At 68.4% G+C, this 22,883-nt stretch carries 20 protein-coding genes; 12 read left to right on the top strand and 8 right to left on the bottom strand.

The features are described from left to right. The first annotated feature begins 17 nt into the window (after positions 1–17). The 7 genes from V9K99_RS12805 to V9K99_RS12775 all read left to right on the top strand — a co-directional run bounded on the left by V9K99_RS12805 (position 18) and on the right by V9K99_RS12775 (position 6,694). Positions 18–554, top strand: a complete 537-nt coding sequence (locus tag V9K99_RS12805) for a DUF2520 domain-containing protein (RefSeq protein ID WP_337002325.1) — start codon at positions 18–20, stop codon at positions 552–554. Further along, positions 551–1,378 (top strand): pantoate--beta-alanine ligase, encoded by an 828-nt coding sequence (panC, locus tag V9K99_RS12800; protein ID WP_337001967.1) that lies wholly within the window; start codon positions 551–553, stop codon positions 1,376–1,378. Before V9K99_RS12805 ends, panC begins: the two co-directional genes overlap by 4 nt. A 22-nt stretch (positions 1,379–1,400) precedes the next feature. Further along, entirely contained in the window at positions 1,401–3,065 is a 1,665-nt protein-coding gene (locus tag V9K99_RS12795; protein WP_337001969.1) for an L-aspartate oxidase, read from the top strand. Further along, positions 3,058–3,912 (top strand): carboxylating nicotinate-nucleotide diphosphorylase, encoded by an 855-nt coding sequence (gene nadC / locus V9K99_RS12790; RefSeq protein WP_337001971.1) that lies wholly within the window; start codon positions 3,058–3,060, stop codon positions 3,910–3,912. The genes V9K99_RS12795 and nadC overlap by 8 nt, the downstream gene beginning before the upstream one ends. Further along, the gene (locus V9K99_RS12785) at positions 3,912–4,673 is read left to right on the top strand and encodes a type III pantothenate kinase (RefSeq protein ID WP_337001973.1); all 762 of its coding nucleotides are present in this window, start codon (positions 3,912–3,914) and stop codon (positions 4,671–4,673) included. The genes nadC and V9K99_RS12785 overlap by 1 nt, the downstream gene beginning before the upstream one ends. A 102-nt stretch (positions 4,674–4,775) precedes the next feature. Continuing rightward, a complete protein-coding gene (locus V9K99_RS12780; protein ID WP_337001975.1) occupies positions 4,776–5,222 on the top strand; it encodes a hypothetical protein in 447 nt (148 codons plus the stop codon). Between the two features lie 74 nt (positions 5,223–5,296). Then, complete coding sequence (locus V9K99_RS12775) at positions 5,297–6,694, top strand: multicopper oxidase family protein (RefSeq protein WP_337001977.1); 1,398 nt, start codon at positions 5,297–5,299, stop codon at positions 6,692–6,694. Here V9K99_RS12775 and V9K99_RS12770 read toward each other — a convergent pair. After that, on the bottom strand, positions 6,682–7,251 hold the full coding sequence (locus V9K99_RS12770) for a carboxymuconolactone decarboxylase family protein (RefSeq protein WP_337001979.1): 570 nt from the start codon (positions 7,249–7,251) through the stop codon (positions 6,682–6,684). The two genes, V9K99_RS12775 and V9K99_RS12770, sit on opposite strands and share 13 nt — an antisense overlap. Before the next feature lie 139 nt (positions 7,252–7,390). Between V9K99_RS12770 and V9K99_RS12765 the strand changes: the two genes are divergently transcribed. Next, complete coding sequence (locus V9K99_RS12765) at positions 7,391–8,677, top strand: hypothetical protein (protein ID WP_337002327.1); 1,287 nt, start codon at positions 7,391–7,393, stop codon at positions 8,675–8,677. Here the strand turns inward: V9K99_RS12765 and V9K99_RS12760 are convergent. The 4 genes from V9K99_RS12760 to V9K99_RS12745 form a co-directional block, all read right to left on the bottom strand. After that, complete coding sequence (locus tag V9K99_RS12760; RefSeq protein WP_337001981.1) at positions 8,663–9,328, bottom strand: DedA family protein; 666 nt, start codon at positions 9,326–9,328, stop codon at positions 8,663–8,665. The two genes, V9K99_RS12765 and V9K99_RS12760, sit on opposite strands and share 15 nt — an antisense overlap. Positions 9,329–9,367: 39 nt before the next feature. Next, a complete protein-coding gene (locus tag V9K99_RS12755) occupies positions 9,368–10,246 on the bottom strand; it encodes an SPFH domain-containing protein (RefSeq protein WP_337001983.1) in 879 nt (292 codons plus the stop codon). Continuing rightward, positions 10,234–10,680, bottom strand: coding sequence for an NfeD family protein (locus V9K99_RS12750; protein WP_337001985.1), 447 nt, complete (start codon positions 10,678–10,680; stop codon positions 10,234–10,236). The genes V9K99_RS12755 and V9K99_RS12750 overlap by 13 nt, the downstream gene beginning before the upstream one ends. A gap of 74 nt (positions 10,681–10,754) precedes the next feature. Next, positions 10,755–11,321, bottom strand: a complete 567-nt coding sequence (locus V9K99_RS12745; RefSeq protein WP_337001987.1) for a winged helix-turn-helix domain-containing protein — start codon at positions 11,319–11,321, stop codon at positions 10,755–10,757. 99 nt (positions 11,322–11,420) lie between these two features. On the opposite strand from V9K99_RS12745, the gene V9K99_RS12740 reads away from it, so the two are divergent. The 4 genes from V9K99_RS12740 to V9K99_RS12725 all read left to right on the top strand — a co-directional run bounded on the left by V9K99_RS12740 (position 11,421) and on the right by V9K99_RS12725 (position 17,685). Then, positions 11,421–12,647: an MFS transporter gene (locus tag V9K99_RS12740; protein ID WP_337001989.1), complete on the top strand. Its 1,227-nt coding sequence runs from the start codon at positions 11,421–11,423 to the stop codon at positions 12,645–12,647. A gap of 9 nt (positions 12,648–12,656) precedes the next feature. Continuing rightward, positions 12,657–14,177, top strand: a complete 1,521-nt coding sequence (gene lysS / locus V9K99_RS12735; protein ID WP_337001991.1) for a lysine--tRNA ligase — start codon at positions 12,657–12,659, stop codon at positions 14,175–14,177. Between the two features lie 286 nt (positions 14,178–14,463). Further along, positions 14,464–14,793, top strand: coding sequence for a histone-like nucleoid-structuring protein Lsr2 (locus V9K99_RS12730; protein ID WP_337001993.1), 330 nt, complete (start codon positions 14,464–14,466; stop codon positions 14,791–14,793). 348 nt (positions 14,794–15,141) lie between these two features. Further along, the gene (locus tag V9K99_RS12725; protein WP_337001995.1) at positions 15,142–17,685 is read left to right on the top strand and encodes an ATP-dependent Clp protease ATP-binding subunit; all 2,544 of its coding nucleotides are present in this window, start codon (positions 15,142–15,144) and stop codon (positions 17,683–17,685) included. A 54-nt stretch (positions 17,686–17,739) separates the two neighbouring features. Here V9K99_RS12725 and V9K99_RS12720 read toward each other — a convergent pair whose 3' ends face one another. From V9K99_RS12720 to V9K99_RS12710, 3 genes are all read right to left on the bottom strand, one after another. Further along, on the bottom strand, positions 17,740–18,912 hold the full coding sequence (locus V9K99_RS12720; RefSeq protein WP_337001997.1) for a hypothetical protein: 1,173 nt from the start codon (positions 18,910–18,912) through the stop codon (positions 17,740–17,742). A 574-nt stretch (positions 18,913–19,486) separates the two neighbouring features. Further along, a complete protein-coding gene (locus tag V9K99_RS12715; protein WP_337001999.1) occupies positions 19,487–20,002 on the bottom strand; it encodes a hypothetical protein in 516 nt (171 codons plus the stop codon). After that, positions 19,999–22,812: a hypothetical protein gene (locus V9K99_RS12710; RefSeq protein ID WP_337002001.1), complete on the bottom strand. Its 2,814-nt coding sequence runs from the start codon at positions 22,810–22,812 to the stop codon at positions 19,999–20,001. The genes V9K99_RS12715 and V9K99_RS12710 overlap by 4 nt, the downstream gene beginning before the upstream one ends. Positions 22,813–22,883: the final 71 nt, after the last annotated feature.

Here is a 22,883-nt window from a genome sequence, read left to right as displayed (position 1 = left end):
TGGCTTTGCATCCAGCGATGACGTTCCCTGGCGGTGTGGTGAGCCTGGAAGGTGTGATGTTCACGGCGACGGCGCCGGACGAGGCCAGGGAGATGGTCGAGCGGCTCGTCAAGGCGGTCGGGGCCCAGGTGCAGTGGGTGGCCGAGGAGCAGCGCGCGCACTATCACGCGGGTCTCGTCCACGGCGCGAATCACCTGACAACGTTGCTCACCCAGGCACTCGCCGTACTGCGAGAGGCCGGTGTGGAGGATCCCTCTGCAACACTCCGGCCACTGGTGACCGCAACCCTCGACAACACGCTGCGATCCGGTCATCATGCGCTCACCGGGCCGATTGCCCGGGGCGATGTCGACACGGTGGCAGCACATCTGGCCGGGCTGCGAGACCGGACGGCGAGTACGTACGCCGAGCTGGCCCGGGCAACGGTGGAGCTGGCCGCGGCGGACGGGCGGTTGGACCCGGACACGGCGGCCCGGTTCGACCAGGTGCTGAACGGGCTGGTGCCAGACGGATTGGCAGGCGAGCGGTATCGGACAGGGGAGGCACCGCGATGAGACTGACCCAGACAAAGGCCGAACTGCGGGCGGCTGCGGCGATCCGGCCGCGGGCGGTCGTGATGACGATGGGTGCCCTGCACGACGGGCACGCGGCCCTGCTCGCCGAGGCCCGGGAACGGGTCGGTCCGGACGGCAGCGTCGTACTGACGATCTTCGTGAACCCGTTGCAGTTCGGGCCGGCCGAGGACTTCGACCGGTATCCGCGGACGCTGGCCAGCGACCTGGCGATCGCCAAGAACGAAGGCGTCGACCTGGTCTTCAACCCGTCCCGCGACGAGCTGTACCCGAACGAGCCGTCCATCACCGTGCACCCCGGACCGCTGGCCGACGAGCTGGAGGGCATGGTCCGGCCGGGGCATTTCGCCGGCGTCCTGACCGTGGTCGCGAAGATGCTGCACCTGACCGCGCCCGACCTGGCGTTGTTCGGCGAGAAGGACTACCAGCAGCTCACGCTGATCCGCGAGATGGTGTGCGATCTGGACTGGGACGTCGACATCGTGCCGGTGCCGACCGTGCGCGAGCCGGACGGTCTCGCGTTGTCCTCACGCAACCGGTACCTGGACGAGACCGAGCGTGACGAAGCGCTGGTGCTCTACCGGGCACTCACCGCCGGAGCGAAGGCGGGGATGAACGGACCGGACGCCGTGATGGCCGCCGCCCATGCGGAGCTGGAAGCCGTGCCCTCGGTGAAGATCGACTATCTCGCCCTGCGGGCACCGGATCTCGGCCCGGTGATCGGTCCAGGCGAGGCCCGAATGCTGATCGCCGCCCGGGTCGGGACCACCCGTCTCATTGACAACATTTCCATCACGCTCAGGTGAAATCGATTGATACGGTCGCGGAATGACCGCTCCTGCTGTCCCGCAACGGTTGGCCGCGCCTGAGCCTGGCTGGACCGACACCGTCGACGTGGTGGTGATCGGGTCCGGGATCGCCGGACTGACCGCCGCACTCAAGGCCCGTGAGCTCGGTTCTGTGCTGGTGGTGACGAAGGACGTCGTCGCCTCCGGCTCGACCCAGTGGGCGCAGGGCGGGATCGCAGCCGCTCTCAGTCCGGAGGACTCACCCGAGGAGCACCTGCAGGACACGCTCGTCGCGGGCGCCGGGCTCTGCGATCCGGACGCCGTACGGGCGCTGGTGACGGAAGGACCGGACGCCGTACGGGATCTGATCGACCTCGGGGCGCGGTTCGACACTGTCGACGGGGACCTGTCGCTGACTCGGGAAGGCGGGCATCACCGCGACCGGATCGTGCACGCCGGCGGGGACGCGACCGGTGCTGAGATCGAGCGGGCGCTGGTCGCCGCGGTGAAGCGGGCGGACGACATCCGGCTGATCGAGCATGCCCTGGTCATCGACCTGCTGACCTCCGAGGACGGCGCTGTCGCCGGCGTCACCCTGCACGTGATGGGTGAGGGCCAGTTGGACGGTGTCGGCGCGATCCGTAGTCGTGCGGTGATCCTCGCCTCCGGCGGTATGGGCCAGTTGTACGCCGCGACCACCAATCCGAGTGTGTCGACGGGTGACGGGATGGCGCTGGCGTTGCGGGCCGGGGCGAAGCTGCGCGACCTGGAGTTCGTCCAGTTCCACCCGACCGTGCTGTGGCTGGGAAAGAGCGCGAAAGGCCAGCAACCGTTGGTGTCCGAGGCGGTCCGGGGCGAGGGCGCGTTCCTGGTCGACCACGAGGGCAACCGGTTCATGCAAGGCCAGCACGAGCTGGCCGACCTGGCGCCGCGGGACATCGTGGCGAAGGCGATCATGCGGCAGATGCTTGCTACCGGCAAGGATCACGTGTACCTCGACGCCCGGCACTTCGGCGACGAGAAGTGGCGAGTCCGGTTCCCGACCATCCTGGCGTCCTGCCGTTCGCACGGTATCGACCCGGTCCGTGAACTGATCCCGGTCGCGCCCGCCTGTCACTACTCGTCCGGCGGCGTATGGACCGACCTGCACGGTCAGACGTCCGTGCCTGGGCTCTTCGCCTGTGGTGAGGTCGCCTGCACCGGCGTCCACGGCGCCAACCGGCTCGCCTCGAACTCCTTGCTCGAAGGGCTCGTCTTCGCCGGTCGCATCGCCACCCATCTGGCCAACGGCCTGCCCGAATTGCGCGAGCCTGCCCACGACACCCGCGTTCCCGGCTTGGTCGACGCGGACGTCGTACCGGAGTTGCAGCGGGTGATGACGATCGGGGCTGGGGTGATCCGGAGTGCGACCGGACTGTCGGAGGCGGGTGCGACACTCGGCAAGCTGATCGAGCAGCCGGCCGGTGAGCCGGGTACGCCGGGATGGGAGGCGACCAACCTGGTCACGGTGGCGTCCGCGCTGATCGCCGCAGCCACCGCACGCGAGGAGAGCCGCGGCTCGCACTGGCGTGAGGACCACCCCGATCGCGATGACGCGCTGTGGTCAGGCAACCTGGACCTCACGTTGCCGGCAGACGGCGATCAGGCCATTCCGCGTACGACGTTTGTGCCGCACGAAACCGAGGAGAATGCCCAGCATGGATGAGACTGTCGACCGGCAATGGGTCGCTGACCTCGTGCGGGCCACGATCGAGGAGGATCTGGCCGGCGGTGTGGACGTCACCACCACGGCCACGGTCGACGCGGACCAGGTCTCGGTCGCCGAGCTGGTCGCCCGGTCCGACGGTGTGGTCGCCGGCCTGGAGATCGCCGAGCTGGTGATCCGGCTGGTCGCGGCCCCGGAAGAGGTCGAGCTCGAGTACTCGGTCAGCGACGGTGCGTCCGTGCACAAGGGCGACGTACTGATGACGATCCGCGGCAAGACGCGGCAGCTGCTCACGGCCGAGCGGACCATGCTCAACCTGCTCTGCCACCTGTCCGGCGTGGCCACGCTGACCCGCCACTGGGTGGACGCGGTCGAGGGCACCGGCGCGGTCATCCGTGACACCCGCAAGACGATGCCGTTGCTGCGGTCGCTGGAGAAGTACGCCGTGCGCTGCGGCGGCGGCAAGAACCACCGGATGGGCCTGTCCGACGCGGCGCTGATCAAGGACAACCACGTGATCGCGGCCGGCGGGGTCGCCGAGGCGTTCCGCCTGGTCCGCAAGGCGTATCCGGAGATCGCGGTCGAGGTCGAGGTGGACTCGGTCGACGACGCGCTGATCGCGGTCGAGTCCGGCGCCGAGCTGATCCTGCTGGACAACATGGACATCCCGCTGCTCCGGGAGGCGGTCGAGAAGGTGGCCGGCCGGGCCCGGCTGGAGGCGTCCGGCGGCCTGACCCTCGATCGGGCCCGGGCCGTGGCCGAGACCGGTGTCGACTACCTGGCGGTCGGCGCGCTGACGCACTCGGCGCCGGTGCTCGACATCGCCCTGGACCTGCAGGCCGTCTGATGCTGCTCGCCGTCGCCGTCGAGAACACCCGGACCCTGGTCGGCCTGGTGTTCGAGGGGACGGTCAAGCGGCATTGGTGGGTCGGCACGGATCCTCGTCGTACGGCGGACGAGTGGGCGGTGCTGCTCCAGGGACTACTGGCCGGGGAGTCGCCGGTGTCCGGGATCGCGGTGTGCTCCGCCGTACCGCATGTGCTGCACGAGCTGCGTGACGTGGTCGCGCGCTACTACCACGACGTCCCGAGCGTGGTGGTCGAGCCGGGCGTGAAGACCGGCCTACCGGTGCTGGTGGACAACCCGCGCGAGGTCGGCACCGACCGGATCGCCAACGCGCTCGCCGCGGTCCACCTGTACGGCGCTCCCTGCCTCGTCGTCGACGTCGGTACGGCGGTCACCATCGACGTGGTCAACCCGGCCGGAGCCTTCATCGGCGGAGTGATTGCCCCCGGCATCGAGACGGCAACCGACGCGCTCGGCCACGCGGCGGCCCAGTTGCGCCGGGTCGAGCTGGTCCGGCCCCGCTCGGTGGTCGCGAAGAACACCGTCGAAGCCCTGCAGTCCGGGGCGATCCACGGCTTCGCCGCGCTGGTCGACGGACTCGTCACCCGGATCCGCGCGGAGCAGTCGCTCGACCCCGAAACCCCCGTGGTGCTGACCGGCGCGCTGGCCGGGCTGCTCACGGAGCAGCTGGCGACCCAGGTTCGCGACGAACCGCTACTGACCCTGCACGGTCTGTACCGGGCGTTTGCCCGCAATAACTAGACCCGCCGATCCAGAATCTGCCCGATCGGGCAAAAACTCTTGTGCCGGTGATGTGGCCAGGATCACTATGAGGGTCAACGACTTCCGGGGTGGGGGGAAATCATGAGGTCTGTTTATCGTGTGCTGGCCGGTCTGATCGCGATCGGTGTGCTGGTCCAGGCGATGTCGGTCGCGCTCGGCTGGTTCACGGCCCTCAAGGACATGGACGAGGGTGCGGTCATCAGCAAGAACACCGATTTCAACTTCGGCCAGGGCATGCACGGCATCGTCGGGATGATGGTCATCCCGGCGCTCGCGCTGCTGTTGCTGATCGTGTCCTTCTTCGCCCGGGTGGAGGGCGGGATCAAGTGGGCCCTGTACGTATTCGGGGTGGTCGTGCTGCAGATCGCGCTCGCCTTCGGCGCCTGGGCCCTGCCCGCGATCGGGGCGCTGCACGGGCTGAACGCCTTCGCACTGCTCGCGGTCGCGAGTATGGCCGCCCGGAAGGCCTCCGGTCCGCCGGCCGCGCCGGTCGAGGCCCCGGCGGCACCGACCGAGGCGACCAGGTAGATGCTATTGGCAACTGACTCGCGCGTGGCCGCCGGCTGATGGCTGGGCGGCCACGTCGCCGTACCGTGATCGCAGTGCTGGCGACGATCGCCGTGCTCGCACCGATCGCGTGGTTCTGGCAGGACAGCCTGGTGCCCGGCGACCTGTCCCCGATGGAGATGGGGTACGCCGACTACGGCGGTGGACCCGCGACGCACGCCCACCACGGGCGGGACGTCAGCACACTCACCGGTCCGTCCGGCACGCCTGACGTGATCGTGGATCTCGTCGCACGCAAGGAACGGTTCGAGATTCCCGGCCGCGGATCGATGGACGGCTTCACGCTGAACCACACCTCGCCGGGGCCGGAGATCGTCGCGAAACAAGGCGATCTGATCCAGGTGACCTTGCGCAACGAATCCGTGCCCGACGGGATCACCCTGCACTGGCACGGCGTCGACGTACCGGCGGCCGAGGACGGCGTCGCCGGTGTCACGCAGGACGCGGTACGGCGCGGGCAGTCGCACGTGTACCGCTTCGTCGCCGAGGACGTCGGCACGTACTGGTACCACTCGCACCAGGTCTCCCACGAACAGGTGAAGAAGGGCCTGTACGGCGTACTGATCGTGGAACCGACCGCCACCGACGTGGTGGCCGCCGTGCACACGTACGACAAGGTGCAGACAGTCAACGGCGGGTACGGCGAACGTCGGGTGGCCGCACCTGGATCGACGGTCCGGGTCCGGGTGATCAACACGGACAACGGCCCGATGGCGTCCTGGGTCGACGGAGCGCCGTACAAGATCGTCGCGGTGGACGGGACCGAGGTGAACGCGCCGCCGGAGGTGAGCAACAAGTCCGTGCTCGTCACCGCGGGCGGCCGGATCGACCTGCAGGTGACGATGCCGCAGGGGTCCGCGATCCGGATCGGGCTCGGTGGCGGAACGACGACGCTGGTGATCGGCGACGGCAACGCCCCGACCGGTGCCGAACCGCAGGACCGGGTCGATCTGCTCTCCTACGGCAAACCGGCTGAGCTCGCGTTCGACCCGGCCAAGGCGACTCGGGTGTTCGACTACAACATCGGCCGGCGGCCTGGGTTCTTCGACGGCCGTCCCGGGCTGTGGTGGACGATCAACGGGCACCAGTTCCCGGATGTGCCGATGTACATGGTGTCCGAGGGCGACGTCGTCCGGATGACGATCAAGAACACCTCCGGCCAGGTCCACCCGATGCACCTGCACGGGCACCATGTCGTCGTACTGAGCCGCAACGGAGTCGCCGCCACCGGGAGCCCGTGGTGGACCGACTCACTCAACGTCGAGGACGACGAGTCCTACGAGGTCGCGTTCGTCGCGGACAACCCGGGGATCTGGATGGACCACTGCCACAACCTGCCGCACGCCGCGCAGGGCCTGGTCACCCATCTGATGTACAGCGGCGTCACGACCAACTTCCACCTCGGCGGCCCGACCAGCAATCAGCCTGAGTGAGGGTCCTCGATCGGGCGGCCGACGGTCAGCGCTTCGCGCAGGTTGTCCGGTAGCAGGTTGAAGGCCGCGTCGGGTGGCGTTCCGGTGGCGTCGATGGTCTTGGAGAAGAAGCAGCGGACCGCGGCGGCCAGGACCACATCGAGGACGTCTTCGTCGCTGAGGCCGACGGCCTTCAGTTCGTCCACGTCCGCCTGGGTGACCTTGTCGGCGGCCAGGGCGACCTTGCGGGCGAAGGTCATCACCGCGCGGTCGACCGGATCGTTGGCGGGCTCGGTGACCAGCGCGACGACCTCTTCGGAGGTGTAGAACTTGTCGGCGAGCACCTGGCCATGCGCGAGGCTGCAGTAGCTCGAGTTGAGCGCGGTCGCGGCGGCCAGGGTCGCCAGCTCGTAGCGGCGCAGGTCCATGGAATCGCGGATCGCGCTCTTGAGCTGCTCCCAGGCGTCGTAGACCGCGGGGCGCGCGGCGAAGGTCTTGACGTAGTTGGGTACGTGTCCCGCCGGAGCCAGGTTCCGTTCGAAGAAACCCGGGTCGGACGGTGAGTTTATGAATGCCATGCCGGTCCCCCCTCGTGGCTTCACGGTAGATCCGGCATACCGATCCGGCAACGCTCGTACCGGGTGGGTACCGGGTAATGGGTATGGTTCACCCGGTCGGTTGTGAGGCAGCTGAGACGAGGTGGTCGGAGTGCGGCGAATGTTCGCCGTGGCGCTGGCGGTGCTGATCGGCACTACCGCCCTGACCGCCTGTCAGACGGACCCGATGCCCACCGACGTGTCGGTCGCCTGGGCCGGTGACGGCAAGTCGGCCGTCCAGGTGAGCTGGAAGGACGGCGACGCCCCGAACCGGATCACCATCGAGGGTGTGCTCAGCAGCAGCCCGTCGTACGTGAAGTACATCCCGGCCAATGAGCCGAACACCTGGGAGATCCCGACCTCGGCCTTTCCGCCCGACGGCAACTACCGGGTGGCCGTGGCCGCCGGTACGTCGCAGGGCGGGGTGACCAGCAAACTCGCGCGCTCCGAGGTGTTCGACACCGACGGTCCGGTCCGCCCGGGCGCGGCCAGCGCGACTCCGATGGGCCGAGGCGTGCTGATGAAGTGGTCGGTGCCGGAGGCGCCGCAGGACTTCACCCCGAATGACCCGCTGGACGTGAAGGGCCCCAAGACCCAGCGCTACGTGCCGATGGTCGGACGGCCGGGCGGCATGATGCGGGCGATCGGTCCGGGTACGACGTCCATGCGGCAAATGATCAAGAGCCTCCAGCCGCCGTACCTGTTCCAGCTCCGGGCGCAGAACGAGTGGAGCGCCCGGATCGGCGGGGAGGTGCTCGGCCTGACCAGCTCGATCAGTGGAGTGGTGCCCGCGCTGGCGCAGTTCAGCGTGCAGGTCCACGTCCGTGGTCGGGTCGTCGTACAGGAGGTCATCTGCGATCCGGAGACCCCGTGCGTCCAGCGGCGAGCGACTCCGGCCGGCGTACCGGTCATGGTGCTGACTCAGGTCACGCCGGGTGCCCGGTGGACCCCGGCGGCCCGCGGTTCGACGACGGCCGGCGGGCACTACGACATCCCGATGGTCAACGGCCCGAGCCGGCCGTACAAGATCACCGTGCCGGCCTACACCCGGGTCGGCGTCCTCACCGGTTCGTCGAGCAGCCGGCCGGCGTACACCAAGAGCGTTGTCCGGGTCGCGACGGCCGGGTTCGTCGGCGGACCGGCGAAGACGCGCGGCGCCAACGTGCTCGTCTACACGACGGTCAAGCCGGCCATGAACACGACCGTGATGCTGCAGTCGTGGAACCGGCAGACCCGCCGGTGGGTGAACCTCAAGGCGGTGGCGATGCGCAACGGGCAGGCCTCGCTGCTCTTCAAGGCGGCCTCGGTGGGTGACTTCGCCTACCGGTTCGTCATTCCGGGGGCGATGATGTTCGGCCGGCCGATGGACGGCACCACCACCCCGCAGCTGCCGCTAAACGTCCGCTGACTGCGGCTCGGGCTCGGCCGGTACGGCGGCGCGGTGCTTACGGCGGATCTTGTAGTAGCTGTACGCCGCGACACCGGCGAGCACGAGCACGACCAGGGCCCAGATCGAGAGCTGGCCGAAGATCTTGTCCGCGTTGTCGCCGATGTTGTACGCGACGATCCCGATCGTGGTCGCCCAGGCGATCCCGCCGCCGGCGTTCGCGGCCAGGAACTGCGGATAGGGCATCCGCAGCATGCCGGCCATCGGGCCCGCGAAGATCCGCAGCAGGGCGACGAACCGGCCGAAGAAGACGGTCCAGACGCCGTACCGCTGGAAGTACTTCTCCGCGCGGAGGATCCGGTCCTCGGAGAAATGGTGGAACCGGCGGCCGAGGCGCTCGAACAGCCCACGGCCGGCCTTTCGGCCGATGTAGTAGCCGATCGAGTCGCCGATGATCGCGCCGGCCGCGGCTGCGCCGATGACGAACTCCAGGTGCAGATGACCCTGTGACGCGAGCAGCGCGGCCGCGATCAGCGTCGTCTCACCCGGTAACGGCACCCCCATGCTCTCGATCCCGATGACCAGTCCGACGACCAGATAAGCGGCGATCGCCATCCCACCGGTCGGAACGACGATCGCCAGCGCGTGCCCCAGTACCCCCATGTCATCCATGGTGGCATCCGGAGACAAGTCTTTTAGGTGCTCAGGGCATCAGTCCGGGGTAATTTCAGGGTTCTTGCCGTTGGCGACTTCGGGGGCCATGCCGTTGAACGCCTTGGTCACGTTCTGCAGTGCCGAGGTGACCTCGGACGGGATCACCCAGAACGTGTTGCCGGGGCCCTTGGCCAGCTCGGGCAGCATCTGCAGGTACTGGTATGCCAGCAGCTTCGGGTCCGGGTCGTTGCGGTGGATCGCCTCGAACACCGTGTCGATCGCCTTCGCCTGGCCCTCGGCCCGCAGGATCGCCGCCTGCCGGTCGCCTTCCGCGGTCAGGATCCGGGACTGCCGGACACCCTCGGCGTTGAGGATCGCGGCCCGCTTCTCCCGCTCGGCCCGCATCTGCTTCTCCATCGACTCCTTGATCGACGGCGGCGGCTCGATCGCCTTCAGCTCGACCCGGTTCACCCGGATACCCCACTTGCCGGAGGCCTCGTCGAGGACACCGCGCAGGATCGAGTTGATGTGCTCACGCGAGGTCAGCGTCTTCTCCAGGTCCAGCGCGCCGATCACGTTGCGCAGGGTGGTGACGGTCAACTGCTCGATCGCCTGGATGTAGTTGGCGATCTCGTACGCCGCCGCCCGCGGATCGGTGACCTGGAAGTACAGCACCGTGTCGATGTGGACGACCAGGTTGTCCTCGGTGATCACCGAGTTCGGCTCGAACGAGACCACCTGCTCGCGCAGGTCGATCAGCTGCCGGGGCCGGTCGATGAACGGGATGACGATGTTCAGGCCGGGTTCGAGGGTGCGCAGGTACCGGCCCAGGCGCTCGACGTTGCTGGCCCGCGCCTGCGGCACGATCCGGACCGTCCGGAGCACCAGTACGACGGCCAGCAGAGCGACGATCAGCCCGAAGATCAGTTCGGCCATGGATCCTCCCGGGGATGGACGAGGGCGGTGGCCCCCTCGATGGCGAAGACGTCCACCGTGGTGCCCTCGGGGATGACGAGGTCAGGGTCGTAGGACCGCGCGCTCCACTCCTCACCGCCGATCCGGACCCGGCCGGGCTCCCGGCCGACCTGGCGCAGCACCACGGCCTCGCGTCCGACCAGCGCGGCCACGCCGCTGCGCAACTGCGGGTGGGAGCTCAGATGACGGCGGGCCACCGGCCGGACAAGCGTGATCATCGCGGCGGCGGTGACGGCGAACGCGAGCAGTTGCAGCCCGATCCCGAGCCCCAGGCCGGCCGCTCCGGCCGCGGCCAGCGCTGCGACGGCGAGCAGGAGCAGATCAAGGGTCGCCGTCATCAACTCGGCGGTGCCGAGGACGGCGGCGAGGATCAACCACAGGAACCAGGACTGCATGACGACCACCCGGCGGCGGAAAGTACCTCTTCTTTCGAAGGTACCCCTGGATACGCCGTTCGGTAGCTAACGGTTCAGTTATCTTGTGGCGGCTTCCCGGTCGGAACGACGGCCAGCAGCGTGCTGATCTGACGTGTACCAGCCGGGTGACTCGTCGACGTCCGGCCCTTCTTGTACCGGTCGACCAGCTCGGTGAGCTCCTGATTGAGCCGCCGGGCGTCGTCGTGGCTGAGCCACAGCCGCTGGCGGCTCAGCATGCTGATGTCGTCCCAGGGGTCGTCGCCGGCCATCTCCTCGAACTGCTCGAGCACCCGGTCCACCGAGGTCCGCATGATCGCCTGGCTGGCCAGCCGGCCGGCCTGGTTCGACTGGGACTCGATCATCAGGCTGCCGGCCGCCGCCCGCCACGGCCGCTCCCGGCCGTCGGCCGACTCCTCGGCGCGCTCGACGATGCCCCACTTCTCCAGCGCCCGCAGGTGGTAGCTCATCGCGGACGGTGTCAGCCCGGCCAGCTCCGCACACTCGGTCGCGGTCAGCACGCGGCCGTTGAACAGCTCGTCGATCACCCGCTGCCGGGCCGGGTGCGCGATGGCACGGATCGCCCGCGGATCGGAGATCACCACGCGCTTCTTCTTGGCCACGACGTCACCCTAATCCTCCCCCGCCCGGAGCGAAGCGAAGGGCGGGGTGCTCTTCGGTGCCCTTGACTACCGTAAATGTGAAGCATTAACTTCATAACTATGAAGCAACCACTTCAGACTTCGATCTGGTCGTTCCCCGACATCCGGCTGGTGCTGCCGGCCCGTGCGCTCTCCTACGCGGGCGACTCGGTCGCCCTCATCGCCTTGATGCTGCGGGTTTCGGAGTATGGCGGACCCGGCACGATGACCGCGCTGCTGCTGGCCTTCGCCGTACCGACCGTCGTGATGATCCCGTTCGCCGGCCGGATCGTGGACAGCTACGACTCCCGCACAGTGCTGGTCGGCGCGTCCTTGCTGCAGGCGGTCGCCGGGATCGGGCTGGCCTTCAGTCACGGCCTGGCCGAGACCATCGCGCTGGTCTGTGTGCTGCAGGTGGGTACGGCGGTCGCCGGGCCGGCCTGGGGTGCATTGATTCCGCGGATCGTCGGGGAAGACCTCGTCGGTCGCACCACCGGGACCAGCCAGGCGCTGATCGGTGTGGCTACGTTGGCCGGGTCGGCGGTGGGTGGCGTCCTGGTCGGCTGGTCGGGCGACCGAGGTGCCCTGCTGGTGGACGCTTCGACCTTCCTGGTCCTGGCCGTCGTCGCCCGGCTTGTCGTGACGCGCCGACGGCCCGAGCCCGGCGCCGTACCCGAGCGGGGTGGCATGTCGGCCGGACTGCGCAGCATCTTCGGTGACTCGCTGCTCCGGATCTTGGTGCCGTGCCTGTGGTTGTTCGTCCTCGTGGGTGAGGCGGTCAACGTGGTCGAGGTCTACCTGGTCACCGACGAGATCGGGCTGAACGCGGCCGGGTACGGCTGGGTGGTGGCTCTTCAGGGTGCTGGGGCGATCGTCGGTGCCTGGCTCAGCGGACGGCTGGTGCGGACCCTGGCCCGGTCACGCGCCGTACTGGCCGGGATGGCCGCCATCGGGATCGCCTGCGTACTGATGGGCCTGGCCGACGGGGTGGTCACGCTGGTGATCGGGTCGGTCACGGTCGGATTCGGGAGCGGCCTGCTCAACGCCGCGGTGAGCACGCTCATCGTCACCCGCTCTGCCGAGAGCGTCCGGGGCCGTGTGGTCGCGGCACTCAACGGAACGGTCCGGGCGTGCAGCCTGTTCGCACTCGTGCTGGGCGGCTTCCTCGGCGCTCTGCTCGGGACCCGGATGACCTTCGTCGCGTGCGGTGCCGCCTGTGTCGTCGCCGCGGTGCTGGTCGCCGTACCAATGCTGCGTGTCAAGGGCCTGGAGACAAAGGATTCGGCTCAGGAGGTGCTCAGTCACTAGCCTTGGGCCATGACTGACGCACACGTGAACCCGGCGAACCCCGACAGCGGGCAGGACGACCTGCCCGAGCAGATGCGGGTCCGCCGGGAGAAGCGTGACCGCCTGCTGGCGGAGGGAGTGCAGCCATACCCGATCTCGGTGCCCCGGACGCACCTGCTGGCGGACCTGCGGGCCAAGTACGACGGCCAGGAGCTGGAGCCCGACACGCGGACCGGCGAGCAGGTCTCGGTGGCCGGCCGGGTGATCTTCCTGCGCAACACCGGCAAGCTGTGCTTCGTCCGGCTCCGTGAGGGCGACGGGACCGAGCTCCAGGTGATGCTGTCGCTGGCCGACCTCGGTGAGGAGGAGCTGGCCCGGTTCAAGGCGCTGGTGGACATCGGCGACCTGCTGTCCGTCCAGGGTGAGGTGGTGACGAGTCGCCGCGGCGAGCTGTCCGTGCAGGCGACCGGCTGGCAGATGGCCGCCAAGACGCTGCGCCCGCTCCCGAACGAGCACAAGCCGCTGAACGAGGAGGCCCGGGTCCGGCTCCGGTACGTCGACCTGATCGTCCGCGCCGAGGCACGCGAGATGGTCCGGGCCAAGGCCGCCGTACTGAAGTCACTGCGCGCGACCTACGACTCGCACGGCTTCATCGAGGTGGAGACGCCGGTCCTGCAGCTGACCAACGGCGGCGCGGCGGCCCGGCCGTTCAGCACCCACCTGAACGCGTTCGACCAGGAAATGAAGCTGCGGATCGCGCTCGAGCTCGACCTGAAGCGCGCGATGATCGGCGGCGTCGACCGGGTCTTCGAGATCGGCCGGACCTTCCGCAACGAGGGACTGGACTCGACCCACGCTGCGGAATTCTCGATGATCGAGGCCTATCAGGCGTACGGCGATTACGACTCGATGGCCGAACTGATCGCGGAGCTGATCCGGAACGCGGGCCGGGCGATCGGTCGCAGCGTGGTCACCGCGCGCGACGGTTCGACCATCGATCTGGACCAGCCGTTCCGGCACGCGACGCTTTTCGAACTCGTCTCCGAAGCGGTCGGTCAGACCGTCGATGTGGACACCGACGCGGCCGCGTTGATCAAGCTGGCCGAGCAGCACGAGGTGCCGCTGCAGCCCGGCTGGAATGCCGGCGAGATCGCGGTGGAGTTGTTCGAGAAGCTGGTCGAGCACACGCTGATCCAGCCCACCTTTGTCCGTGACTATCCGGAGTCGGCACGGCCGCTGGCCAAGCCGCACCGGGAAAATCCGGGCCTGGTCGAGGCCTGGGACCTGATCATCAACGGAGTCGAGCTCGGGGTGGCGTACTCGGAGCTGAACGACCCCGTGATCCAGCGGGAACGCCTGGTGGCACAGTCGTTGCTGGCCGCCGCCGGCGACCCGGAGGCGATGGAGCTGGACGAGGACTTCCTCCGCGCGATGGAGTTCGGGATGCCCCCGGCCGGTGGGATGGGGATGGGCCTGGACCGGCTGGTGATGTTGTTCACCGGGGTCGGTATCCGGGAGACGATTCTGTTCCCGTTGCTGCGGCCGGAGTGATTCCGCGAATCGGTCGCAGGATCGTTGCATAGCACAACGGACTGTCACTGCAAATGCCGGGGTCGAATTCATTCTGGTCCAGCCGGTTTCGGGTGTTGAATACTCAAGGTCACCGCGACGGCACAGCGTCGTTCGGTACCGTGCCGGCCGGAGGGTTTAGTCACATCTTTCCCGTTCATTGTCCGATGTGAATGACACGAACCCGGTTTGTGCGGTACAAATCAGGTGCAAACAAAACGGCAGGGGGATTGCGGCCCGGTGACGGGCGCGGAAAGGACTGTCATCGATGGCGCAAAGGGTGCAGGTAGTTCTCGAGGACGATCTTGACGGCGGTAAGGCCGACGAGACCGTGACCTTTGGTCTGGACGGGACGACGTACGAGATCGACCTGTCCAAGAAGAACGCCGCCAAACTGCGCGACGCGCTCGCCGGGTACGTCGGCGCGGGGCGCCGGGTGGCCGGCCGTCGCGGCGCAGCCGGCCGCGGCCGGGGCCGGGGCCGGTCGGCGTCGGACTCCGCCGACATCCGGGCCTGGGCGAAGGAGAACGGGTACGACGTGAGCGAGCGGGGCCGGATCTCCGCCGAGGTGCGCGCGGCGTACAACGAAGCCAAGTAATTCCGACGGACTGCCGGTCCCGGCCCCTGCGAGGGTGCCGGGACCGTCCGCATTCCGGTTGTTTCACAGTGTGGACAGTTCGGTCTCTCCGGTCCGGCCGTGGGTGGCTGACTCGGCAGGCAGCTCGAGGAATTCGCTGGTGGCGAACATGCTGTCCGATCGGCGCCGAGCGGGAACACCCTGGAGATCCGTGGGGTTCTTCCCTTGTGATGCCTCCTCGGCAGCCGGCTGAGCGGTGAGCATTTGTTCGCCGAGAGCGAGCCTGTCGGCACCGGGGACTAGCATGCATGTACGGGGGTCGGCCAACACGGCACGTCCGACTCCTCTGAGGCAAGGAGCGCTTTGGCGATGTTTGAACGATTTACGGACCGCGCCCGTCGGGTAGTCGTCCTGGCTCAAGAAGAGGCCAGGATGCTCAGCCACAACTACATCGGGACCGAGCACATCCTGCTCGGCCTGATCCACGAGGGTGAGGGTGTCGCCGCCAAGGCTCTCGAGAGCCTGGGTATCTCGCTCGAGGCCGTCCGCTCCCAGGTCGAGGAGATCATCGGCCAGGGGCAGCAGGCACCGAGCGGGCACATCCCGTTCACCCCACGCGCCAAGAAGGTGCTGGAGCTCTCCCTGCGCGAGGCCCTGCAGTTGGGCCACAACTACATCGGCACCGAGCACATCCTGCTCGGCCTCATCCGCGAGGGTGAGGGCGTCGCCGCGCAGGTCCTGGTCAAGCTCGGTGCGGACCTGAACAAGGTCCGGCAGCAGGTCATCCAGCTGCTGAGCGGGTACCAGGGCAAGGAGACGGCCACGGCCGGCGCCGGGACCACCGAAGGTGCTCCCAGCAGCTCGTTGGTGCTGGACCAGTTCGGCCGGAACTACACCCAGTCCGCCCGCGAATCGAAGCTCGACCCGGTGATCGGGCGCGAGACCGAGATCGAGCGGGTCATGCAGGTGCTGTCCCGCCGTACCAAGAACAACCCTGTCCTGATCGGTGAGCCGGGAGTCGGGAAGACCGCGATCGTGGAGGGTCTGGCCCAGCAGATCGTCCGCGGTGACGTCCCGGAGACGCTGAAGGACAAGCAGATCTACTCCCTCGACCTGGGCGCCCTGGTGGCCGGTTCGCGCTACCGCGGTGACTTCGAGGAACGTCTGAAGAAGGTGCTCAAGGAGATCCGCACCCGCGGCGACATCGTGCTGTTCATCGACGAGATCCACACTCTCGTCGGGGCCGGCGCGGCCGAGGGCGCGATCGACGCCGCGAGCATCCTGAAGCCGATGCTGGCCCGCGGTGAGCTGCAGACCATCGGTGCGACCACCCTCGACGAGTACCGCAAGTACGTCGAGAAGGACGCCGCGCTGGAGCGCCGGTTCCAGCCGATCCAGGTGGCCGAGCCGTCGATCGCTCACACGATCGAGATCCTCAAGGGTCTGCGGGACCGGTACGAGGCGCACCACCGGGTGACCATCACCGACCCTGCCCTCGTACAGGCCGCGCAGCTGGCCGACCGCTACATCTCCGACCGGTTCCTGCCGGACAAGGCGATCGACCTGATCGACGAGGCCGGCGCCCGGTTGCGGATCCGCCGGATGACGGCGCCGCCGGACCTGCGCGAGTTCGACGAGAAGATCGCGAACGTGCGCCGGGAGAAGGAGTCGGCGATCGACGCGCAGGACTTCGAGCGCGCCGCGAGCCTTCGCGACGACGAGAAGAAGCTGATCAACGCGAAGGCCGAGCGGGAGAAGCAGTGGAAGGCCGGCGACATGGACGTCGTCGCCGAGGTGGACGAGGAGCTGATCGCCGAGGTGCTGAGCACCGCGACCGGTATCCCCGTCTTCAAGCTGACCGAGGAGGAGTCGTCCCGGCTGCTCGACATGGAGAAGGAACTGGCCAAGCGGTACATCGGCCAGGAGGACGCGGTCAAGGCGCTGTCCCGCTCGATCCGGCGTACTCGCGCCGGGCTGAAGGACCCGCGCCGCCCGAGCGGCTCGTTCATCTTCGCCGGTCCGTCCGGTGTCGGTAAGACCGAGCTGTCGAAGGCGCTGACCGAGTTCCTGTTCGGCGACGAGAGTGCGCTGATCAGCCTCGACATGTCGGAGTACTCCGAGAAGCACACCGCGTCCCGGCTGTTCGGTTCGCCTCCTGGTTACGTCGGCTACGAAGAGGGTGGCCAGCTGACCGAGAAGGTCCGCCGCAAGCCGTTCTCCGTGGTCCTGTTCGACGAGGTGGAGAAGGCGCACGCCGATATCTTCAACTCGCTGCTGCAGATCCTGGACGAGGGTCGTCTGACCGACGCCCAGGGCCGCGTGGTCGACTTCAAGAACACCGTCATCATCATGACCACGAACCTCGGTACGCGGGACATCTCGAAGTCCGTCAGCACCGGGTTCCAGCGGGCGAACGACGCCCCTGGCACCTACGACAAGATGAAGGCGAAGGTGACGGAGGAGCTCAAGCAGCACTTCCGGCCGGAGTTCCTGAACCGCGTCGACGAGATCGTGGTGTTCCACCAGCACGGCAAGGAAGAGATCGTCAAGATCGTCGACCTGATGCTCGCGCAGGTGGAGGGACGGCTGAAGGACAAGGACATGGGCATCGAGCTCACCCCGGCGGCGAAGGCACTGGTCGCCGACCGTGGCTTCGACCCGGTCCTGGGCGCCCGCCCGCTGCGCCGCGCGATCCAGCGCGACGTGGAGGACGTGCTGGCCGAGAAGATCCTGTTCGGGGAACTGCGCCCCGGTCAGATCGTCCTGGTCGACGTGGCCCCTGAGGGCACCGTGGGCGACGACGGATTGCCGGAGATCTTCACCTTCACCGGCACGCCGAAGTCCACCTCGCCCGAGCTGGAGCTGTCCGACCTCGCGGCCGGCGGCACTGCCACGGGCGTGCAGGACACGTAACCCGCACCAACCCACAGAGGGCCCCGCGCTTCGTGCGCGGGGCCCTCTGCTGTCTCACCCCTGGAGGCAGGTGGCGCAGGTGGGCCTGCGGCGGTAGTAGTAGGCAGCGGTGGCCAGGCCGACGGCGGCGCCCCAGAGCGGGAAGGGGAGGATCAGCAGGGACAGGAGGTTCTCGGCGATCGAGGCGTCCGAGGACCAGAGCAGGCTGATGAGCGAGGCGCTGCTGACCAGGAGCAGGGTGCCGGCGACCGCGCCCGGGATGACAGCCGCCTTGATCGGCACCGGCCGCCCGGCGACGAACGGGATCCACCGCGGCCACACCTCACCCCACGGCCGGACCAGCCCGAGCGTCACGATGCCCGAGGTCAGCGCGATCAACCCGAGCCCCAGACCGAACAACTTCATCCCCGGCTCGGCGTTCAGCTCGCCGGCGTCGAAACCGATCGGGTTCGGCAGCAACCACGTCATCCGCAGCAACGCGTACGGCATCGGGCAGAGCACCGCCACGATCGTCGCCCAGAACCCCCACCGCCGAGCCGACTCCGGCCGCGTCCAGGCCGCCCCCGGCCGTCCACACCGCAGACACCGCCCCCGCACACTGCGCAGCCCTCGTACACCCAGCAGCGCCCACCCACACCCCAGCAGGAGCGCGCCGGCCACGAACAGCGGTGTGGTCCCCACCTTTGCCGGTACGCCGGACATGCCCTCAGCCACCTCGCGGAACGCGGCCCAGTCGAACAGCCCGGTGGTCACCTCCACCGCGATCACCACCACCGCCACGGCGAGCAGCAGCACCCGCGTCGCCGGCTGCTTCCACGCCCCGACGATCAACCACAGGATCCCGGCCGGCAGACCGAACAGGACGAGCGAATACCCGACCAGGATCACCACCGTGACACTCGGCGCCAGCAGCCCGAACACCACCACCTGCAACGCGGTGAAGGCCAGTAACGGCCGATACGCCGACGCACTCCACTCCGTCCGGGTATGCCCGATCGCCGCCGGCACTCCCAGAATCCCCAGTACGGCGATCAGCCCCGCGCCAACATCCTTCGGCAGGTGAGCCAGCAACGACAGCCGATCCCCGTCCGGCGGAATCGGCCCGAACGCATAGCCACCGGCTCCCAGCAACCAGGCCAGCCCGGCCACCGCATAGACCAACGACAACCCCGCCACCAGAACCGGCAACCTGTTCCCGGCTCTCTCCCGGACCCCAACAACGCTCATCCCATCCTCCAGCCGTCAGTGCCTTCACTGTCCAGCCGGAGCCCACCCGCCCACCTCAGCCGCGAGAGTGTTCCACCTCCCTCCCGGGAGTGAAATCAGCCGGCGCCGCCAAACCTCAACGACCCACCCAGGCGCGCCCACCGAACCCCCGCACCCGAACCCAACACGTCGACCGAAGCCACCGTGCGGGTGTCGACGCGTCGACTGAAGCCACTGTGGTGTGGGTCGTCGACTGAAGCCACCGCGCGGTGTGGCGTGGGCGCGTCGACTGAAGCCACCGTGGGGTGGGTGGCGCGTCGACTGAAGCCACGGTGGTGTGGGTGGCGCGTCGACTGAAGCCACGGTGGTGTGGGTGGCGCGTCGACTGAAGCCACCGTGGGGTGGGCGCGTCGACTGAAGCCACCGTGTGTCCAAGCGGCCCGCTGTTGGCGAGTGTGAGCACTGTGCGGTCGACAAGCGCTTTCCTCCGACCATCTGCCTTCAGTCGATGGCGGGCGCTGCCGGCGGAGCACGGTGGCTTCAGTGGCGGGGGGCGGCGGCGAGGCCAGCTGGGGCGGCGGTGGGGGTGGTGGGGTCAGCGGGTTCTGCGTAGGCGGGTTATGGCGCGGGCGATCTCCGGCTGGTCGGGGCCGGCGCGATGGTGGCTCTGGGCAACTAGTTGGGCCGTGGTGGCGAGGAGCCAGAGAAATGAGGTGGCGATGGTGAAGGCCGGGCCCGGGCCGGGCCAGGTATCGGTGAGAGAGTCGAGGTTAGTGGCTTGCCAGGCGGTGGCGAGGCAGACGATGGAGATGATGGCGGTGATACCTGCGGCTGCTTGGGCGCGGGTGCCGGGTTTCAGGATCAAGGCGAGTGTCGACGTGATGAGGCCGGCCAGGCAGGTGAGGGCGAGTGCGGGCTCGATCTCCAGGCCCAGTTGCCAGACCGAGAGGCCGTAGCGCCTGGTGTAGGTCCAGGGGAGCAGCAGCGTGACGCCCGTGGCCAGGGCGGCGAGGAGGGTCGCTCGAGCGAACCAGCGGTGCTCGGACCGGGCCAGCTCGGTCTCGGCGGCGTCGAGTCGGCGGGGCAGCTCCTCATCGGGAAAGTCAGTCATCTGGCGGCCTCCAGGCGGATGAGGTCGTTGCCGAGCTGGAAGTACAGGGCCTGGCCGATCACGGTCACCTGGTCCGCCGCCTGTGGCACACCCTGCCTAGGTCCTGCGAGCACGGTGACCCGGCCTGGCGCATCCACGCGGACCAGGTGGCTTCCGTCGTACCCCCACAGCTTTCCGTCGGGACCGGCGAACCAGCTGCCGTCTGCGGTCCACTGCGACGCCGGTACGCCGGTAGCCGAGATCGGCCAGCCTGTCTCCGATCCACCGAGCAGGACTGTCGTGCGGCCGTCGTCGGCAACGACGGCGAGCTGCTCGCCGAGCACCATCGCCACCTGGCCAGACGCGAGCTGCACCAGTCCACCCGGCCGGAGCTCGCCCTTGACCTGGACGCGTCGCACTGCCGCGCCAGGCCCGTAGAAGTTGTAGAGGCTCCCACCGAGCGCAGTCACCAGCCGATCCCCAGCAGCCGCGGCACCCTCACCCTTCTGATTCGCCGGCACGGGCTGCGAGTCCCGCACCACAGTCTCCCGGCCGCGCACCAGATGTACGGCGCTCTCCGTACGGCCGCTCACCGTCCACCACACGCCACCCTGGCCGTCCGGAGCAAACGCACGAGCCGCCACCGGAACACGTACCCGCACCAGCCGCCCAGCCTCATCCAGAGCCAGTTGCGTACTCACCCCAGCCGCACCGACCACCGGCACAGACGACACCACGGACGTCCGGAAGGTCGTCGCACCGTCGGCAGGCTTCCGGCGGTCGCACCGAGGCTCCGGCGCTGGAGCAGCCGGGTACGACGCCGCCGCACTAGCTGCATCGGGTATCTGCAGGACCTGATCCCCGCCACCCGGTGATGTCCCCAGCAACACCGACCCGTCCGGCCGGGCCTCGATGCTGTCGACCCCCTCGGCTCCACCCGGCAGCTTCCGCAGTACGCCGTCCGGAGTGATGACTGACGTCGGAGCACCACCACCCAGCCACAGGTTGCCTCGTACGTCGACTGCGAACGCGTCGACCGTCATGGATGAACTGGCGGCATCACTGCTCAGTACACAGCCAGCCGGCGCCACTCCGGTGAGCTGCTGCGGCGCTCCGCCCGGCCGGACCATTGCCAACCCCGTGTCGCTCGTCCGCCAGGCCGTCGTACCGTCTGGACCGCTGGAGACCGCGTTGCCCGGTGCACCCGGCCCTGGGTCGACCACGAAGTCGTTGAGGCGCATTCCCTTGCGCAGCTGGTTCGCTGGGATCTGCCACGTGGTGGCTGATCCCCAGACGACGATCGACCTGTCGGCGTTGCGGTGGCTGAGTGCGGGCCCGATGCCGGTGGCAAGGATGTCCACGCCCGGCGTCACGTAGTAGGACTTGTCCGGGTTCTTGTGGCTGAGGCTGATGTCGGCGCTGACCAGGTCGAGTGGCACCGAGAGGATCGCCCACGGCTGTCCGAGTGCTCCACCGGCGAGCAGGACCATGCGGTTGTCGCTGACACCCCACAGTGCGGGCGGAGTGGTGCCGTGGTTCAGCGTGACCTGGGGTAGCGCGACGCCGTCGTCGTACGCGAACACTGTCGAGCTCTCCGAACCAGTCCGGCCCAGCAGCCACTGCCCGGGTGACCCATCGAGTGTCCCGGCGAGCGAGTCCAGCGGGTCCGACGTACCGATGGCGACCCGCAGGCCGAGGCGATCGACCAGTTGCCCACCCTGCAGATCCAGCAACCGGTGCGGAACCCCTGCAACGACAGACGGCCGGTACGGCGCTCCGACAGCCGACGGAACCAGCACTCCAGCCAGCACGCCCACCATCACGGCACCAGCCAGCACCACTCGACGCGTACCCAGCAGGCCGGCCACACATAAGAGCAGCCCGAGACCGAGTGCGGTCCAGGCTCCGATCGCCGGGCGATACCCGACTCCCGAGGCCAACCCGTCCGGCAGCCACAACAGGTGAGACGCCAGACCGGCGATTACAGCTGATCCGGTGGCGACGGCGGCTGCTCGTCGTACCAGGCCGGACGAGACGAGCGTCGCCACCGCCAAACCGCAGACGATGACAGCCCAGAGCCGGGCAGACGGGATCTCCCACAGCTGAGACCGGGCTAGACCGGCCTCGGATGCAGTCGGTCCGAGTGCGATCGGATCGAGCAGCTCACGCCATGGGAGCACGGTTGAGAGCACAAGCAGTACGGCGAGGGCACCCGAGGCGAAGGGGAACAGCCGGAAGCGAAAAGGCGTCCACGAGTCGACCTGAGCGCCGAGCTGGACAAAGACTGCCCGCAATTCGGACTGATTGAGTGGCTCATCGGATGCCCCTTCCGACTGGTCTTCCGGCGCGGTCCGAGGGGCCGTCGATCGGGTCGCCCAGTGCGCGGCGACGGCGGTCGCGAGGGTTCCGCACACGATCGTGCCGATCACAGCCGGTGAGGTCGTACAGCTCGGTCGACCCTGTGCGGCGAATCCGGTCCAGGCCGCCAGGGTGACCACTCCGATGGCCGTCGTACCAAGAGAACGGACCTGCTTACGAAGCCGGAATCTGTCGGCAGACAAGCGATCCACGAGGATCAGCAGCACCATCGCGACCGGCAGTGCGAGGGCCGCGCCACGGCCGCTGACCGGCTGAGTGGTCGCTCGCCACAGGTAACAGCCTGTGCCCGCCGGACCCGGTACGAGCACCGAGAACGCCGTACCGGCAGCGAGACACGCGAGGACGACACCATGTCGTCCGGATCGTCGTATGGTCCTGCGATGGGTGATCAGTTCGGTACGCAGAAGCGCCGCCGCGGCCTTCGATTCGGTGGGAAGATCGCGCAGCGGCATGAAAAAGAAGTTACCTGCCACCCATGTACCGCGTTGTAACGCTGTGACCACGCTGATGGGACCCGGACTGT

Source organism: Kribbella sp. CCNWLW201 (genome assembly GCF_037203805.1).
Taxonomy (GTDB): Bacteria; Actinomycetota; Actinomycetes; order Propionibacteriales; family Kribbellaceae; genus Kribbella.
This window is presented reverse-complemented; position numbering and strand designations above follow the sequence as displayed.

Bases quoted from the DNA above. Each gene is read 5' to 3' on its own strand.
- V9K99_RS12780 (WP_337001975.1), top strand. From the start codon at position 4,776: ATGAGGTCTGTTTATCGTGTGCTGGCCGGTCTGATCGCGATCGGTGTG.
- V9K99_RS12710 (WP_337002001.1), bottom strand. From the start codon at position 22,812: ATGCCGCTGCGCGATCTTCCCACCGAATCGAAGGCCGCGGCGGCGCTT.
- V9K99_RS12750 (WP_337001985.1), bottom strand. From the start codon at position 10,680: ATGCAGTCCTGGTTCCTGTGGTTGATCCTCGCCGCCGTCCTCGGCACC.
- V9K99_RS12765 (WP_337002327.1), top strand. From the start codon at position 7,391: ATGTTCGCCGTGGCGCTGGCGGTGCTGATCGGCACTACCGCCCTGACC.
- V9K99_RS12805 (WP_337002325.1), top strand. From the start codon at position 18: ATGACGTTCCCTGGCGGTGTGGTGAGCCTGGAAGGTGTGATGTTCACG.
- V9K99_RS12720 (WP_337001997.1), bottom strand. From the start codon at position 18,912: ATGAGCGTTGTTGGGGTCCGGGAGAGAGCCGGGAACAGGTTGCCGGTT.
- V9K99_RS12770 (WP_337001979.1), bottom strand. From the start codon at position 7,251: ATGGCATTCATAAACTCACCGTCCGACCCGGGTTTCTTCGAACGGAAC.
- V9K99_RS12730 (WP_337001993.1), top strand. From the start codon at position 14,464: ATGGCGCAAAGGGTGCAGGTAGTTCTCGAGGACGATCTTGACGGCGGT.
- V9K99_RS12740 (WP_337001989.1), top strand. From the start codon at position 11,421: ATGAAGCAACCACTTCAGACTTCGATCTGGTCGTTCCCCGACATCCGG.
- V9K99_RS12755 (WP_337001983.1), bottom strand. From the start codon at position 10,246: ATGGCCGAACTGATCTTCGGGCTGATCGTCGCTCTGCTGGCCGTCGTA.
- V9K99_RS12795 (WP_337001969.1), top strand. From the start codon at position 1,401: ATGACCGCTCCTGCTGTCCCGCAACGGTTGGCCGCGCCTGAGCCTGGC.
- panC (WP_337001967.1), top strand. From the start codon at position 551: ATGAGACTGACCCAGACAAAGGCCGAACTGCGGGCGGCTGCGGCGATC.
- V9K99_RS12760 (WP_337001981.1), bottom strand. From the start codon at position 9,328: ATGGATGACATGGGGGTACTGGGGCACGCGCTGGCGATCGTCGTTCCG.
- V9K99_RS12785 (WP_337001973.1), top strand. From the start codon at position 3,912: ATGCTGCTCGCCGTCGCCGTCGAGAACACCCGGACCCTGGTCGGCCTG.
- lysS (WP_337001991.1), top strand. From the start codon at position 12,657: ATGACTGACGCACACGTGAACCCGGCGAACCCCGACAGCGGGCAGGAC.
- nadC (WP_337001971.1), top strand. From the start codon at position 3,058: ATGGATGAGACTGTCGACCGGCAATGGGTCGCTGACCTCGTGCGGGCC.
- V9K99_RS12725 (WP_337001995.1), top strand. From the start codon at position 15,142: ATGTTTGAACGATTTACGGACCGCGCCCGTCGGGTAGTCGTCCTGGCT.
- V9K99_RS12715 (WP_337001999.1), bottom strand. From the start codon at position 20,002: ATGACTGACTTTCCCGATGAGGAGCTGCCCCGCCGACTCGACGCCGCC.